The 14,290-nt window shown below is 64.0% G+C and carries 17 protein-coding genes; 6 read left to right on the top strand and 11 right to left on the bottom strand.

Translation table 11 applies throughout. The features are described 5' to 3' along the window. Positions 1–192: 192 nt before the first annotated feature. Positions 193–1,227: an aspartate-semialdehyde dehydrogenase gene (locus NKH21_RS29910; RefSeq protein ID WP_023680535.1), complete on the bottom strand. Its 1,035-nt coding sequence runs from the start codon at positions 1,225–1,227 to the stop codon at positions 193–195. A 106-nt stretch (positions 1,228–1,333) separates the two neighbouring features. Further along, positions 1,334–1,483, bottom strand: a complete 150-nt coding sequence (locus NKH21_RS29905) for a hypothetical protein (RefSeq protein WP_352669036.1) — start codon at positions 1,481–1,483, stop codon at positions 1,334–1,336. A gap of 201 nt (positions 1,484–1,684) precedes the next feature. Between NKH21_RS29905 and NKH21_RS29900 the strand changes: the two genes are divergently transcribed. After that, positions 1,685–3,517 carry a DEAD/DEAH box helicase gene (locus NKH21_RS29900; protein ID WP_352669038.1) on the top strand — a complete coding sequence of 611 codons (1,833 nt, stop codon included), beginning with the start codon at positions 1,685–1,687 and terminating at the stop codon, positions 3,515–3,517. A gap of 87 nt (positions 3,518–3,604) precedes the next feature. Beyond that, a complete protein-coding gene (locus tag NKH21_RS29895; protein ID WP_352869452.1) occupies positions 3,605–4,312 on the top strand; it encodes a DUF805 domain-containing protein in 708 nt (235 codons plus the stop codon). 279 nt (positions 4,313–4,591) lie between these two features. Here NKH21_RS29895 and NKH21_RS29890 read toward each other — a convergent pair whose 3' ends face one another. The 6 genes from NKH21_RS29890 to leuD all read right to left on the bottom strand — a co-directional run bounded on the left by NKH21_RS29890 (position 4,592) and on the right by leuD (position 8,855). Beyond that, positions 4,592–5,101 (bottom strand): GNAT family N-acetyltransferase, encoded by a 510-nt coding sequence (locus tag NKH21_RS29890; RefSeq protein ID WP_352669042.1) that lies wholly within the window; start codon positions 5,099–5,101, stop codon positions 4,592–4,594. A 4-nt stretch (positions 5,102–5,105) separates the two neighbouring features. Next, the gene (gene leuB / locus NKH21_RS29885) at positions 5,106–6,209 is read right to left on the bottom strand and encodes a 3-isopropylmalate dehydrogenase (RefSeq protein ID WP_352669045.1); all 1,104 of its coding nucleotides are present in this window, start codon (positions 6,207–6,209) and stop codon (positions 5,106–5,108) included. Between the two features lie 140 nt (positions 6,210–6,349). Continuing rightward, a complete protein-coding gene (locus tag NKH21_RS29880; protein WP_352669121.1) occupies positions 6,350–6,700 on the bottom strand; it encodes a VOC family protein in 351 nt (116 codons plus the stop codon). 51 nt (positions 6,701–6,751) lie between these two features. Beyond that, positions 6,752–7,135, bottom strand: coding sequence for a RidA family protein (locus NKH21_RS29875; protein WP_352669047.1), 384 nt, complete (start codon positions 7,133–7,135; stop codon positions 6,752–6,754). A gap of 124 nt (positions 7,136–7,259) precedes the next feature. Continuing rightward, positions 7,260–8,189 (bottom strand): Ivy family c-type lysozyme inhibitor, encoded by a 930-nt coding sequence (locus tag NKH21_RS29870; RefSeq protein WP_352669048.1) that lies wholly within the window; start codon positions 8,187–8,189, stop codon positions 7,260–7,262. Positions 8,190–8,249: 60 nt separating this feature from the next. After that, a complete protein-coding gene (leuD, locus tag NKH21_RS29865) occupies positions 8,250–8,855 on the bottom strand; it encodes a 3-isopropylmalate dehydratase small subunit (RefSeq protein WP_352669051.1) in 606 nt (201 codons plus the stop codon). A 168-nt stretch (positions 8,856–9,023) separates the two neighbouring features. Between leuD and NKH21_RS29860 the strand changes: the two genes are divergently transcribed. From NKH21_RS29860 to NKH21_RS29845, 4 genes are all read left to right on the top strand, one after another. Further along, complete coding sequence (locus tag NKH21_RS29860) at positions 9,024–9,449, top strand: GNAT family N-acetyltransferase (RefSeq protein WP_352869449.1); 426 nt, start codon at positions 9,024–9,026, stop codon at positions 9,447–9,449. A 92-nt stretch (positions 9,450–9,541) separates the two neighbouring features. Continuing rightward, the gene (locus NKH21_RS29855) at positions 9,542–9,853 is read left to right on the top strand and encodes an ArsR/SmtB family transcription factor (protein WP_031213186.1); all 312 of its coding nucleotides are present in this window, start codon (positions 9,542–9,544) and stop codon (positions 9,851–9,853) included. Further along, positions 9,853–10,299 (top strand): SRPBCC family protein, encoded by a 447-nt coding sequence (locus tag NKH21_RS29850; RefSeq protein WP_352669055.1) that lies wholly within the window; start codon positions 9,853–9,855, stop codon positions 10,297–10,299. The genes NKH21_RS29855 and NKH21_RS29850 overlap by 1 nt, the downstream gene beginning before the upstream one ends. Before the next feature lie 38 nt (positions 10,300–10,337). Then, on the top strand, positions 10,338–10,826 hold the full coding sequence (locus tag NKH21_RS29845; protein ID WP_352669058.1) for an SRPBCC family protein: 489 nt from the start codon (positions 10,338–10,340) through the stop codon (positions 10,824–10,826). On the opposite strand, the gene NKH21_RS29840 is transcribed toward NKH21_RS29845, so the two are convergent. The 3 genes from NKH21_RS29840 to NKH21_RS29830 are packed head-to-tail and all read right to left on the bottom strand — an operon-like array spanning position 10,823 to position 14,286. After that, entirely contained in the window at positions 10,823–11,989 is a 1,167-nt protein-coding gene (locus NKH21_RS29840; RefSeq protein ID WP_352669060.1) for an NAD(P)/FAD-dependent oxidoreductase, read from the bottom strand. The two genes, NKH21_RS29845 and NKH21_RS29840, sit on opposite strands and share 4 nt — an antisense overlap. Positions 11,990–12,019: 30 nt before the next feature. Continuing rightward, positions 12,020–13,606: an ATP-binding protein gene (locus NKH21_RS29835; protein WP_352869446.1), complete on the bottom strand. Its 1,587-nt coding sequence runs from the start codon at positions 13,604–13,606 to the stop codon at positions 12,020–12,022. Continuing rightward, positions 13,594–14,286: a response regulator transcription factor gene (locus NKH21_RS29830; protein WP_352669064.1), complete on the bottom strand. Its 693-nt coding sequence runs from the start codon at positions 14,284–14,286 to the stop codon at positions 13,594–13,596. The genes NKH21_RS29835 and NKH21_RS29830 overlap by 13 nt, the downstream gene beginning before the upstream one ends. Positions 14,287–14,290: the final 4 nt, after the last annotated feature.

Here is a 14,290-nt window from a genome sequence, read left to right as displayed (position 1 = left end):
GTGCCGCGGGCGCCTTGATGCATATTTGCCACCCCGGCGGGGCCCCACATCCGCCTGCGGGCACTTTCTCCCCGCGAAGGGTTATATGGGCGCTAACGGCCTAAAGCCGAGCCCGCGACCGCGGGCCGCCGGTTATCCGGCGCCCCGCGGAGGGCCAGCCGCGAAGCGGCGATGCGGCCCGTGAGCGAAAAGTTATGCCGCCTTCTTCTTCGGCTGGATCAGCCCGCGCTCGACCAGCAGCTCGGCGATCTGAACCGCATTGAGTGCCGCGCCCTTGCGCAGATTGTCGGAGACGATCCACATCGACAGGCCGTTGTCGATGGTCGAGTCCTCGCGGATGCGCGAGATGAAGGTGGCGTCCTCGCCGGCCGATTCCAGCGGCGTGATGTAGCCGCCGTCCTCGCGCTTGTCGATGACCTGGCAGCCCGGCGCCTCGCGCAGGATCTCACGCGCCTCATCGGCGGTGATCGGCTTTTCGAACTCGATGTTGACCGCTTCCGAATGGCCGATGAACACCGGCACGCGCACGCAGGTCGCCGTCAGCTTGATCTTGGGGTCGAGCATTTTCTTGGTCTCGGCCACCATCTTCCACTCTTCCTTGGTGAAGCCGTCGTCGAGGAAGACGTCGATATGCGGGATGACGTTGAAGGCGATACGCTTGGTGAACTTCTTGACGTCGACCTGGTCGGCGACGAACACCGCGCGCGTCTGCGTGAACAATTCGTCCATGCCTTCCTTGCCGGCGCCGGAGACGGACTGGTAGGTGGCGACGACGACGCGCTTGATGGTGGCCGCGTCATGCAGCGGCTTCAGCGCCACGACCAGCTGCGCCGTCGAGCAGTTCGGGTTGGCAATGATGTTCTTGCGCGTGAACAGCGAGATCGCATCCGGGTTCACTTCCGGAACGATCAGCGGCACATCCTGGTCGTAACGGAAGGCCGACGAATTATCGATGACGACGCAGCCCTGCTTGCCGATCTTCGGCGACCATTCCTTGGAGACGTTGCCGCCGGCCGACATGATGCAGATGTCGGTGTCGGAAAAATCATATTGGTCGAGCGCCCTGACCTTCAGCGTGCGGTCGCCGAACGACACTTCCGTGCCCTGGCTGCGCCGCGAGGCCAGCGCCACCACCTCGCTCACCGGAAAGCCGCGCTCTTCCAGTATGTTGAGCATTTCCCGGCCCACATTGCCCGTGGCGCCGACGATCGCAACCTTGAAACTCATCGAAATCTCCTGTCCCTCTCCGCTCGTTTTCTGGAGAAAACCCGCCGGCCGATGCGGGTTTCAACCCCCGGGCCGGACCCGGGAGAGGGTGGTTAGGCCAAGGGAATCAGACCGTTTTGGTGGTCGTTTTGCCGGTTTTTTTGAGCAACAACGTGATTTTGCTGGAACGAGGAGACGCAGCGACGCGCCCGGCCCAATGGTTCGCATTGGGGCCGGAGATGTCGAATGCAAGGAGCGCCATCAGAAGGCCGCGCATCGAAAACTATCCCGTTCGGTGCCGGCTTTTACGCGGTTTGCGTCCAGAGTCAATCGCAACCAGGCCGACCCGCCCGCCCTGTACAATGGCGGCGGAACGAAGTACGAACGAGCATCGTCTGGCTCGTGGCGCCCGTCCGTGGCGCTTGCCGACATTTGACCCGTCGCCGGGTATTCAGAATCCGAATTTCGAAAGAGCAAGATGTCCAATTTCGAAGCTATTGTTCCCGCGCTGGCAAAGGCGCTGGAAAAACGCGGCTATGTCGAGCTGACGCCGGTGCAGAAGGCGGTTCTCGAGCTTGGCCAGGCCGATGCGCTGGTTTCGGCCCAGACCGGCTCCGGCAAGACCGTCGCCTTCGGTCTGGCCTTGGCGCCGACCCTTCTCGATGGCGCGGAGCGCTTTTCCCATGCCGCGGCACCTTTGGCGCTGGCCGTGGCGCCGACGCGGGAGCTGGCCCTGCAGGTAACGCGCGAGCTGGAATGGCTCTACGAACTGACCGGCGCCACGGTGGCGTCCTGCGTCGGCGGCATGGACATGCGCACCGAACGGCGCGCGCTGGAGCGTGGCGCCCATATCGTCGTCGGCACGCCCGGCCGCCTGCGCGACCACATCACCCGCAATTCGCTCGACATGTCGGCGCTCAAGGCAGTGGTGCTCGACGAGGCCGACGAGATGCTCGATCTCGGCTTTCGCGAGGATCTGGAATTCATCCTCGACGCGGCACCCGCCGATCGCCGCACGCTGATGTTTTCCGCCACTGTGCCGCGCTCCATCGCCACGCTGGCCAAGGGCTACCAGCACGATGCTGTGCGCATCTCGGCCTCCGGCGAGGAAAAGCAGCATCTCGACATCGAATACCGGGCGCTGAGCGTCGCTCAGGCGGACCGCGAAAACGCCATCATCAACGTGCTGCGCTTTTACGAAGCCAAGAACGCGCTGGTGTTCTGCAACACGCGCGCCGCCGTCAACCATTTGACGGCGCGCTTCAACAACCGCAACTTTTCCGTCGTGGCGCTGTCCGGCGAGCTTAGCCAGAACGAGCGCAGCCACGCGCTGCAGGCGATGCGTGACGGCCGCGCCAAGGTCTGCATCGCCACCGACGTCGCGGCGCGCGGCATCGACCTGCCCAACCTCGAGCTGGTCATCCACGCTGACCTGCCGACCAACCCGGAGACGCTCCTGCACCGAAGCGGACGAACGGGACGGGCGGGACGCAAGGGCGTCAGCGCGCTGATCGTGCCCAATAATGCCCGCAAGCGAACCGAGCGGCTACTGCAAAGTGCCGGCCTTGCGGCGACCTGGGCAAGCCCGCCCTCGGCCGACGACGTGATACGGCGCGACGACGAGCGCATTCTCGCTGATCCAGTCTTCAGCGAGCCTGTGAAGGATGAGGAGCGCGGCTTCGTTGAGGCGCTTCTCGATCAGCACGGACCCGAACAGGTCGCCGCCGCCTTCGTGCGGATGTGCCGCTCCAGCCGCTCGGCGCCGGAGGACCTTCTCGACGTGGCGCCGTTCACGCCGTCGGGCGAAAAATTTGCGCGCCGGGACGAGGCACCGAGCCGCCGCGACGATTTCGGCGACAGCGTCTGGTTCTCGCTGTCGGTCGGACGCCGGCAGAATGCCGAGCCGCGCTGGCTGATCCCGATGCTGTGCCGGACAGCCGGCATTTCCAAGCGCGAGATCGGCGCCATCAAGATGCAGCCGGAGGAAACCTTCGTGCAGATCGCGGCGGACTGGGCCGAGCGCTTCCTCGCTGCGATCGGTCCCGACCACAAGCTGCAGGGCAACATTGCGGTCAAGCGGCTGGACGGCACACCGGATCTGTCGCGGGCCGGCTATCAGGAACCACGGCCCGACAAGAAGCCGCACCGCGGCAAGCGCACCTTCGATCAGAACGCGCCCAAATTCGAGAAGCGCGCACCGGCCGACCAGCGCCCGGCATTCGAGGCAAAGCCCTGGGCCGGGAAACCGGCCAAGGCGAAGTTCGAAGGCGGACCGGCGAAACACAAGAAATCGAAGAAACGGCCGGGGTAGATAGCCGGCACTCTCCATGTCCGCACGCCCCCCTTGCGGTCTGCCGGAACTTTGCACAGTCTGGGTCGGGGCAATCGGGGGCAAGGCATGCGCGGCGAAGTTCTTCATTACGACGAAGACCAGGGTTTCGGTTTCATCACCGGAGCGGACGGCAACCGCTACATTTTGGCGCGCGAAGATTTGCGCCGCGAAGCATCGGTTGCCGGAGGCACGACCGTCGAATTCCAGCCGGCTGGCGGACGGGCGCGCAATGTTTTTTCGATCCGCGCCCAACCTGCCAGTGCGCCCGCCGACGCCTCCCCTGCAGCCGCCGCGCCATCTCAGGCCGGCAATACGCAAGCGGCAGGTCAGCCGCAACATTTCGGCCGTTCCGCTGAAACCGGTCCGGCCGAATCCGCCGGCCTGTGGAACTATTTCTGGCTGGGTCTGACCGAGAATTACTTCAACTTCGCCGGCCGTGCCCGCCGCAAGGAATATTGGGGCTATTGCCTGTTCTGGACGATCGCGCTGCTCGTGGTCATAGGCATCGGTGTCTTTATCGACGACGCCATGGGCAATACCGCTGAACTGCCGGCGGTGACGGTCGGCCTCTCCGGCCTCTTCCTGCTGGCGACAGCCCTGCCGTGGTTCGGGCTCAACGTGCGTCGCCTGCACGATATCGGCCTGACCGGCTGGCTCTTCCTGCTTTTCCTGATCCCGACCTTCGGCACCGTGATCATCCTGATCTTTGCGTTGATCCCGACCCAGCCGCGCGAAAACCAGTGGGGTCCGGTGCCGGCGGGTGTCGGGACTTAGTACCTCCGCGATTGGGTCGCCAGCCGCCACGCCTTCGTCATCCTAGGGCGGAGCGACGCGAAGCGGAGCGCAGACCCTGGGATCCATGCCGCGACATAAGCCGAGGAACGCAGCGGTTCAGAATGGCGCTCATATCCACCACGAAGAAGCACTCGGTCTGGTCGGCCGAGCACTTGCCGCCGGGTAACGGCATGGATCCTGGGGTCTGCGCCGCGTCGCTTCGCTCTTTGCTTCGCCCTAGGATGACGAAGAGGGAGATGTTTCGGCCAATCTCCAAATTTAGGGCTTCCAAGATCGTGTCGAGGAACCAGCCGCGACCGCCTTCAGCGCCTCGCTCGAAAGCCTGAGGAAGACTTTCTGGCCATGCCGCTCGGCGCCGAGTCCGTCGTAGAAGCGCAGCGCACGCTCGTTCCAGTCCTCGGTGGTCAGGTCGATGCGGCCGATGCCAGCGCGCAGGCAATGGCCGGCGAGGAATGCCATCAGCGCTCGACCGACACCGCCATTGCGGGCATCATCGCGTACGAATAGGTCCTTGAGGAACAGCAGCCGTTCGAGATCGATGCCGGGATGCGCAATCGCAACTGAGGCCAGCCCGCAAACTTCACCATCGACCAAGGCGAGCGCAAAATGCGGATAGGCCGGGCTTTCGTCGCCAAGCCATTTCTGCGCCGCCGACAAAGCCTGGCTGGCGTCGAGTGGCGGCTGCCGGTAATGCACCGCCATTTCGCAAAGCATGGCGGCGAGTGCCGCGGCATCCCCGGTCGCCGCCCAGCGGACGTCGACCGCCACAGGATCAGCCCAGGAACTTGGCGATGATCGCGTCGCCCATCTCGGTGGTGCCGACCTCGGTCATCCCCGGCGAATGAATATCCCTGGTGCGCAAGCCCTGGTCGAGCACCGCGGCGATCGCGCCTTCCAGCCGGTCGGCCTCTTCGACCATGCCGAAGGAATAGCGCATGCACATGGCGAAGGAGGCGATCATGGCGATCGGATTGGCGATGCCCTTGCCGGCAATGTCGGGCGCCGAGCCGTGCACCGGCTCGTAGAGCGCCTTGCGCTTTTTTGTCTTCGCATCCGGCGCGCCGAGCGAGGCCGACGGTAGCATGCCGATCGAGCCGGTCAGCATGGCGGCGATGTCGGACAGCATGTCGCCGAACAGATTGTCGGTGACGATGACGTCGAACTGCTTCGGCCAGCGCACCAGCTGCATGCCGCCGGCATCGGCCAACATGTGATCGAGCTTGACGTCGGCATACCTGGCCTTGTGCGTCTGGGTGACGACCTCATTCCACAGCACGCCTGATTTCATCACATTGCGCTTTTCCATCGAGGTGACATGGTTCTTGCGCGTGCGCGCCAATTCGAAGGCAACGCCCGAAATGCGCTCGATCTCGAACGTATCGTAGACTTGGGTGTCGATGCCGCGCTTCTGGCCGTTGCCGAGGTCGATGATCTGCTTCGGCTCGCCGAAATAGACGCCGCCGGTGAGCTCGCGCACGATCAGGATATCGAGCCCCTCGACCACCTCCTGCTTGAGCGAGGAGGACGCCGCCAGCGCCGGGTAGCAAATGGCGGGTCGAAGATTGGCGAACAGTTCCATGTCCTTGCGCAGCCGCAGCAGACCCGCCTCCGGGCGCACCTCGTAAGGCACCGCATCCCATTTCGGCCCGCCGACGGCGCCGAACAGCACCGCGTCCGCGGCCATCGCCTTGGCCATGTCGGCATCGGAGATCGCCGCGCCGTGCGCGTCATAGGCGCAGCCGCCGACCAGCCCGTCGTCGGTGACGAAATCGCTGCCGAACCTGTCGTTCATGGCGGCGATCAATTTCTTCACCTCGGCCATCGCCTCGGGGCCGATGCCGTCGCCGGCAAGCAGGAGAAGATTTTTCGAAGCCATGAGAACCGTCCCGATTGTTTTAGCGCATGAACGCGGCCTTGCTAAACGCCAAGCGGCCGGCGCGCAAGCCTGCGGTTCAGAGCATCGGACCCAAAAGCGGAAACCGGTTTTGGGAAAATCCGGTGCTCAAGACAAATCGCCTACAGATGCGAGAGGATATTGACCAGCCTGCCGAACGGGTCGCGTACGAAGAAGCGCCGCACACCCCAGGGTTCGTCCGCCGGCCCGTATTCGATGACGAAGCCGGTGGCCTTCATCGCTTCCAGCGCCGCATCGACATCGTCGACCTCGATCGACAGGTCAGGCACCGGCGTGCCGGAGCCACCTTGGGCCATGAAGCTGACCTGTACGGTCATTGTTTCTTGCGAGCCGTAGGTCGTAATCCAGCCTTGATCCATCAGCACGTCAAGACCGAGCACATCCTGATAGAAGGGTTTTGCCGCCGCGATATCCTGCGTGTCTATGTTTGCAACGATGCGTCTGACCTTCACCATGGGCCGATCCTCGTTCTAACCGTGTCGTTGTCGCAACCGTGACAGGCATCAGGCTGTGCGCCGCAGCGCCGTCACCTCGATCTCGATCTTCATTTCCGGCTTGTTGAGCTGGCACACGATCATCGTTGCCGCCGGCCGGATCTCGCCAAACGCCTCGCCGAGGATCGGGAACACCACATCCACGAAAGCCGCATCGGTGATATAGTAATGTGCCCGCACCACGTCAGCCATTTCGAAGCCGCCATCTCGCAACGCCTTGGCGATCGTCGCCAGGCAATTGCGCGTTTGTGCCTCGACGGTCTCCGGCATCGACATGGTCGCATAATCGTAGCCGGTCGTTCCGGACACGAAACACCAGTCGCCCTGCACCACGGCGCGCGAATAGCCGGCGGTCTTCTCGAAGGGCGAACCGGTGGAGATCAGTTTTCGCATGGTGTCCTCCTTTTTTCAGCGTGGGCCGTTTGGTGAAAGCGGCGATGACGGCCGATCTCCCCCCAAGTGGGGGAGATGTCCGGCAGGACAGAGGGGGGCGCGAAGGATCGCGGCAGAACGATTTCTAATTCGGCGACCCCAGCGCCTTGTCCAGCGCTTCCTTGACGTCGGCCGGCCATGTACTCACCGCTGGCCACGCGTCCGGCTCGGGCTTGTCGCCGCGCCTGGCGAAATAGAGCTTATGGTTGACCGGGTCGACGGCCATGAAGCCGTCATTGCCGCCGCAATCATGCGGCACGCAGCCGCTGGCAAAGAAGGCGCCCGAGGCGGTTTTCTCGGTGCCGCCGCCGACCAGAAGGCTGGTCGCCATGTCGGGCATGTCCTTGCCGAGCAGCGTCTCGGCTAGTTTGTAGACCGCTTCATTGTGGAAGGCGTCGATGATGTTGTCGTATTTCGACGGATCGACGTCTTTCCAGTCGGTGCCCGGCTCCGGCATGTAGGTCAGATTACCGGACATCGTCAGTCCGTCCGTCGGCGACCATTGCAGCGCCGGCTTGGAATCACCCGGCAGCAGATAGGGCACGAAATAGATGGCGCTGTCGGAGATCGCGGCCGGCGGCGCGCCGCATTCGTCCTGCTCGACCGTGACCGTCTGGATCGTGCCGCCTTCCGGCTTCCACACGATCACCTTGGCCGGACCGCACTGGTTGCCGCCGTCGCCGACATCGACCAGCGCCACCTTGGCGCCGCCGACCTCGACGATCTTGTCGAAGAAGACGTCGTAATTGCGCGCCAGTTCCCTGCCGTCGAAGGCGAGCACGCGTTCCCCGTACTCTTCCTCCTGGGTGATGGTCAGCTGGCCGCCCTCGAACGGGATCGGCGCCTGCTTGTCATCGTCGGCTAGGGCCGCATTGCTCAACGCGCCCTGGTCGGCGGCCGTGCCGGGCGCATCGTCAGCCGGCACGAGCACCGTGTCGGTCTGTGCATGCGCGCCAGCCATCGTCATCAGAATCCACGCCAGCGCGCAGGCGCCGGCAAGAAGCGAACGTGTCATGACTGTCCCTCCGTTCAGCCTCCACGAACCCGGCCTGTCGCGGCCGGGTCATCGTACCGCTCAGGCCCAGGGCCGCAGCTCGGCGTTCTTCTTCTCGAACGAAGCGATGGCGCCGGCCTTCTCCATGGTCAGGCCGATATCGTCGAGGCCGTTCAAGAGGCAGTGGCGCTTGAACTCGTCGAGATCGAACTTGACCACGCCGCCGTCCGGCCCGCGGATTTCCTTGGCCTCGAGATCGACCGACAGCGTCGCGTTGGAACCGCGCGAGGCGTCGTCCATCAGCTTCTCCAGATCTTCCGGGCTGACGGTGATCGGCAAGATGCCGTTCTTGAAGCAGTTGTTGTAGAAAATGTCGGCGAACGAGGTCGAGATGACGCAGCGGATGCCGAAATCGAGCAGCGCCCACGGCGCGTGTTCCCGGCTCGAACCGCAGCCGAAATTGTCGCCGGCGACCAGGACCTGCGCCTTGCGGTAGGCTGGCTTGTTGAGCACGAAGTCCGGGTTTTCCGAACCGTCGTCCTTGTAGCGCATTTCGGCGAACAAGCCGGTGCCGAGCCCGGTGCGCTTAATCGTCTTGAGATAATCCTTGGGGATGATCATGTCGGTGTCGACATTGACGATCGGCATCGGCGCGGCGACACCGGTGAGCTTGGTGAATTTTTCCATGGTTCTTGCCCGTCTTCTTCTCATTGCGGGGAATTGCTGGCGCCCGGTTTACACAATGCCGCGGGCAAATAAAAGACGGCTGTTTTTGGACTTCCGTCGTCGATCGAAAACACAAGATCGGTACAAAACAGCTTCAAAATCACCGGCCCATGGTGCACTTTTATCGACATGACAACGCGATCCAAGGTCCTCTACGCCAGCGAACCGGGCCTCGGCACCGCCGAGTTCCGCCGCGTGCTGGTGGAATCCGGCCTCGGCGAGACACGGCCCGTCGATGATCATGCCCGTTTGAAGGCGATGCTCACGAGTGCCGACCTGGTGCTCACCGCGCGCATCGATGCACCGGGCAAGCCGCTGGTTGGTGTCGCTCGCGGCATCACCGACTTTTCCTGGGTCTGCTATATCTCCGAGCTCGCGGTTTCTGCATCGGCGCAAGGGCTGGGTATCGGCAAGGGCCTGATGGATGAGGCACGCCGGCAACTCGGACCTTCCGTTGCCATCAGCCTGATCTCCATGCCCGACGCCGTCGGCTTCTATGAGCGTATCGGCATGGAGCGCATGCCCAACGCATTCTGGTTCGGCCGCAAGCGCTGAAATCCACTCCCAGCGACCTCAACCCGCGCATTCTTGGCTAGGGTTCTGCCTCTTGACATGCAACCAAATGGTTGCATATTAGAGCCATGAGCATGGATGCCGTCTTTCGCGCCTTGGCCGACCCGACACGCCGGCGATTGCTGGACAGCCTTCATGCCAGGAACGGACAGACGCTGAACGCGCTGTGCGGTGAGATGGACATGACGCGCCAGGCGGTGACCAAGCATCTGGCGATCCTGGAAGAAGCAAACCTCGTCACCACCATCCGCAAGGGACGCGAGAAGCAACATTATCTGAATCCCGTTCCCATCAACGAGATCGCCGAACGCTGGATCGGCAAATTCGAGCGGGGGCGACTGGGCGCCCTCAGCGATTTGAAGAAACGTCTCGAAAGGGAAGACTGATGAGCAACATTTTCGTTTATGTCACCTACATCCGCACTTCGCCCGAAAAACTCTGGCAAGCACTGACCGAGCCGGAGTTCCAGCGGCAATATTTCCTCGGCGCCCAGATGCTGAGCGACTGGAAACAAGGTTCGGCGTGGAAGATGGTTTACACCGACGGCCGCATCACCGACAGCGGCGAGGTGCTCGAGATCGATCCACCCAGGCGCATCGTGCTCAAATGGCGCAACGAGTTCATGCCCGAGGTCAAGGCGGACGGCTACACACGCTGCACCTTCGCCATCGAGCAGGAGGGCGAGATGATGAAACTCGCCGTCACACACGAAGCCGATGGGCCGCACAAGCTGCTCGGCCATGTGGCGAACGGCTGGCCGCTCATCCTGTCCAGTCTGAAGAGCCTGCTCGAAACCGGCAAAGGGCTGTCGCGCCCGGCGTCGAAGGCTTGAAGTCATTTCGGCGGCGAAACGTTTCCGGAGGACAGGTGATGCACGGTTCCGCGGTGCACAGCATGACAAATGGCGAGACCGTGATGGCGAGCGCCGATGTTTGCGCGCCGCCCGAGCGGATCTTTGACGCGCTCGTTACACGCGAGGTCGAGCGCTGGTGGGGCTCCGCCAAGACCTACCGGATGACCGGATGGGCGGCCGACCTCAGCGTCGGCGGCCGCTGGAGCGTCACCGTCGAGACGGCGGCCGGCAGCCACCTGCCCGCCAGCGGTGAATTCCTGGAGATCGAGGAGCCGCGCCGGATCGTGCAGACGCGCAGATACGACTGGGATCATCCGACGCTTGGCCGCCGCGAAACCAAAGTCGCCTGGTTGCTGGAGCCAATCGCCGGCGGCACGCGCGTCACGCCGCAACCGAGCATGCGGAAGGGTGGGGCAGGGTGCTGGGCTGGCTTCAGGCGTATCTTGGTGCGGGCGGCTTGGTGGCGGCTTAATCCACCAAGCAACAGACCTTCGCGCCAGCTTTAAATCACATTCAACTCCCTGAACGCCCGCCCCTCAGCGACACGGCTATACCCGAACGCCGAGCAATCCACCGTGCGATAGCCGCCATGCACCAGAAACTCGGCCAGCGCCTTGCCGACCGCCGGCGCCTGCTGCAGGCCGTGACCGGAAAAACCGTTGGCGAAGAGGAAATTACCGACCTCGGGGTGCGGGCCGATCACCGCGTTCTGGTCGAGTGTGTTGTAGTCGTAATGGCCGACCCAGGCGCGCGTCGGCTTGATCGCCTCGAAGGCTGGAATGCGGGTCGCCAATACCGGCCAGATCACCTCTTCGAACAGCGGCCAGTCGGGGTCGAAGTCGGCGGGATCGGCTGGTCCTTCGCCATCTTCCGGCTCGGCGCCGCCGGTGATGTAGACCGAGCCTTCCGGCCGGACATAGATGCCGCTCGGGTCGACCAGCAGCGGCATGTCGTCATATTTTTCGCGCGCCTCGAATACGAAGACGTTGCGCTTGCGCGGCTCCACCGGCAGCGCCAGCCCGGCCATTGCCGCCACCTTGCCGGCATTCGGCCCGGCGGCGTTGACGACGGTGCCGGCCCCGAGCCGTTCGCCATTGTCGAGGATCACGCCGGTGACGCGCTCGCCCTGCCGCTCGATACCGGTCACCGACGCCGTGATAAAGTCGATGTTCTTCGTTCGCAGTGCCTTGCGGAACAGCATCAGCATCGCATGCGCGTCGAACCAGCCTTCGCCGCTGCGGCCATAGGCGCCAGCGGAGATGCCCTCGACCGACAGCCACGGAAAGCGGCGGACGAGCGCCTCGGCATCCTCGAGCACGATGTCGGCGCCCTCGGCCATCTGCGCCTCGTGATTGGCCCGCAGGATCGACAGGCTGTTCTCGCCGGCAAGGATGAGATAGCCGCCTTCGCGAAAGCCGATATCGGCGTCCGCGCCAAACTCGTCCTTCAACCGCCGGAATAGTTTCAGCGTGAACTGCGACAGCCGGATGTTTTCCGGGATCGAGAACTGCTGGCGAATGGAGGCGCAGGACAGCGTGGTCGCCGCATGGGAAAATTGCGGGTCGCGCTCGACAAGCGCGATCGAGCCCGAAAATCCTTCCTCGCGCAGATAATAGGCGACCGAGGAGCCGACGATGGCTCCGCCGATGATGACGATGTCGTAATGCACCTTTTCGCCCTTCCGATCTGAACCGCCGAGTCACGCCGCCGGCAGGATGATCTCGAAGCGCGTGCCGCTCGCCGAGTCAACCAGCCGGATCGTGCCATCATGCGGTTTCAGGAGGGCCAGCACGATGCCGAGGCCGATGCCGGTGCCACCGGAATCGCGGCGCGTGGTGAAGAACGGCTCGAAGATGCGGCCTCGGTTGCTGGGCGAAATGCCGGCGCCGTCATCGTCCACCACAATGGTGGCCTTGCCGTCCGCGCTTGCTGCCGTGACCGAAACCAGCGTCGCGCCGTGCCGCGCCGAATTGTCGATGAGGTTGGCGAGCACGATCGCAGCGTTTTCGGCCGAGATGCGCAGGCCGATCTCGGTGCCCGCCTCGAGGCGCACCGCCAGCCTGTCGTCGGCCGGCAGCAGCGCCAGTGCCGCACCGAGCGACGTGTTTTCGCCGCTCGGCTCGAGATTTTCGGCGCGCGCCAGGTCGAGCAGGCGGCGCACCAGAAGGTTGAGCCGGCCGGCATCGGTGACAATATTGTCCGAAAACCGCTGCCGCTCGGCCTCATCCATCGCGCCGCCCGAATCGCGCAGCAGTTCGGCGGCCCCCTGGATCGCCGTCAGCGGCGATTTGAGCTCGTGCGAGACGTGGGTGGCAAAGGTCTGGATGCCGTCGGAGCGAGCGTGCAGCTTTTCGGCCATGTCGAGGAAAGCAGCGGAGAGCGCAGCCATTTCGCGCGTGCCGTGGTGATCGAGCGGCCTGATCGCCTCGCGGTCGCCGGCGGCGATGCGTTTCGTGCGTTCCATCAGCGCATAAATCGGCCGGCTGACGGTGCGCAGGAAGACCAGCCCGATCAGCAGCGTGCCGCCGATGATGGCGATTGCGGCCAGCGCCACCTTGCCGCGCTCGCCATAGAGATGCTTGACGATGTTGTTCGGCGTCCGCGACAGATAGACGACGCCGGCGATCTTGCCTTCGACGGCAACCGGCATGGCGACGAAGACGCGAACCTTGGTGCCGCGGCTGACCGAATAGAGCGGCGGCGACGGTTGGTCGGGAACCCGCAGCCTGAGCGCGCTGGCGTAGCGGCCGGCAAGCGCTGCGCGAACTTCTTCGACAGCCGCGAGCGACAGGCCGGCCTCTTCACGGCCGGCGATGACCACGCCTCTGGGATCGAGCAGCCGGAAGCCGGCAAGCGTGGTCTTCTGCGTCTCGGCAAGAATGCCCGACAGCCGCGCGCCGATCGCCACGAAGGCAGGATCGACGCTGGCCGCGGTGGCCGCGGGCCGGGTCGGCAGGATCCTGTCCGACGCGAGATCGAGGCGCGGTTCGATCGGCAGGTAGCGAGAAGCCCGATCGCCGGTATCGGGTGGAGGCATGGGTGTGCCGAGCTTTTCCGGGGCAAGGCCGGCCTCACGGACCTCTTGCGCATAGATCGCGGCAAGGGCGGCACCTTGTGCGATCAGCTCGGCCTCGGTCTGGCGGATCAGCTGGTTCTCGTAGAGCCGGAAGAAGAACAGCCCGGCCAGCGGCAACGCCATCACCATGATCAGGATGGCAATGACGACCGTGGCGAGCCGAGGCCGCCATTTGCTGTCAACCCATTTTTGGGCGCTCAACTCCCGCATTTACCCAGCCGGAAGCCGACGCCGTGCACGGTCTCGATTGCATCAAGGCAGCCGACTGCCGCCAGCTTGGCGCGGATGTTGCGGATATGGCTATCGACGGTGCGGTCTGCGACATGGATGTTGGCGGCATAGGCGTTGGCCATCACCATGTCGCGGCCGAGCACATGCGCCGGCCGCGACAGAAATCCTTTCAGGATCGCGAATTCGATCGAGGTCAGCGCCAGTCGCTTGCCGTCGAAGCTGGCTGTATGGCTTGCCGGAACCAGCAACAGTCTGCCATGCGAGAATTGCCGGTCGTCAGCTGGTTCCGGCGCGAGCCGGGCGCGGCGCAGGATGACGTTGACGCGGGCGACCAGCTCGCGCGGGCTGAACGGCTTGGTGACATAATCGTCGCCGCCCATCTCCAGCCCCAGGACGCGGTCGATCTCTTCATCCCGCGCGGACAGGAACAGCACCGGCACATCGGATGTGTGGCGCAGCCGCCGGCACACTTCCAGCCCATCCATTTCCGGCATGCCGATGTCGAGCACGACGAGATCGGGCGCACGGCGTTCGATCGCCTGCAAGGCAGCCGCGCCGTCCGGCACCGCCAGCGTTTTCATGCCGGCCTTTTCCAGTGCGAAGCAGATGATTTCGCGAATGTGCGGATCGTCGTCGGCGACCAGTATGTGGTGCGGCATCAAA

This window comes from Mesorhizobium sp. M1329 (assembly GCF_040318035.1).
GTDB lineage: Bacteria > Pseudomonadota > Alphaproteobacteria > Rhizobiales > Rhizobiaceae > Mesorhizobium.
Note: the sequence above shows the minus strand (reverse complement) of the source record. Positions and strands in the feature narration are given on the sequence as shown.

Bases quoted from the DNA above. Each gene is read 5' to 3' on its own strand.
- NKH21_RS29910 (WP_023680535.1), bottom strand. From the start codon at position 1,227: ATGAGTTTCAAGGTTGCGATCGTCGGCGCCACGGGCAATGTGGGCCGG.
- NKH21_RS29905 (WP_352669036.1), bottom strand. From the start codon at position 1,483: ATGCGCGGCCTTCTGATGGCGCTCCTTGCATTCGACATCTCCGGCCCC.
- NKH21_RS29900 (WP_352669038.1), top strand. From the start codon at position 1,685: ATGTCCAATTTCGAAGCTATTGTTCCCGCGCTGGCAAAGGCGCTGGAA.
- NKH21_RS29895 (WP_352869452.1), top strand. From the start codon at position 3,605: ATGCGCGGCGAAGTTCTTCATTACGACGAAGACCAGGGTTTCGGTTTC.
- leuB (WP_352669045.1), bottom strand. From the start codon at position 6,209: ATGGCTTCGAAAAATCTTCTCCTGCTTGCCGGCGACGGCATCGGCCCC.
- NKH21_RS29875 (WP_352669047.1), bottom strand. From the start codon at position 7,135: ATGCGAAAACTGATCTCCACCGGTTCGCCCTTCGAGAAGACCGCCGGC.
- NKH21_RS29870 (WP_352669048.1), bottom strand. From the start codon at position 8,189: ATGACACGTTCGCTTCTTGCCGGCGCCTGCGCGCTGGCGTGGATTCTG.
- leuD (WP_352669051.1), bottom strand. From the start codon at position 8,855: ATGGAAAAATTCACCAAGCTCACCGGTGTCGCCGCGCCGATGCCGATC.
- NKH21_RS29860 (WP_352869449.1), top strand. From the start codon at position 9,024: ATGACAACGCGATCCAAGGTCCTCTACGCCAGCGAACCGGGCCTCGGC.
- NKH21_RS29855 (WP_031213186.1), top strand. From the start codon at position 9,542: ATGGATGCCGTCTTTCGCGCCTTGGCCGACCCGACACGCCGGCGATTG.
- NKH21_RS29850 (WP_352669055.1), top strand. From the start codon at position 9,853: ATGAGCAACATTTTCGTTTATGTCACCTACATCCGCACTTCGCCCGAA.
- NKH21_RS29845 (WP_352669058.1), top strand. From the start codon at position 10,338: ATGCACGGTTCCGCGGTGCACAGCATGACAAATGGCGAGACCGTGATG.
- NKH21_RS29835 (WP_352869446.1), bottom strand. From the start codon at position 13,606: ATGCGGGAGTTGAGCGCCCAAAAATGGGTTGACAGCAAATGGCGGCCT.
- NKH21_RS29830 (WP_352669064.1), bottom strand. From the start codon at position 14,286: ATGCCGCACCACATACTGGTCGCCGACGACGATCCGCACATTCGCGAA.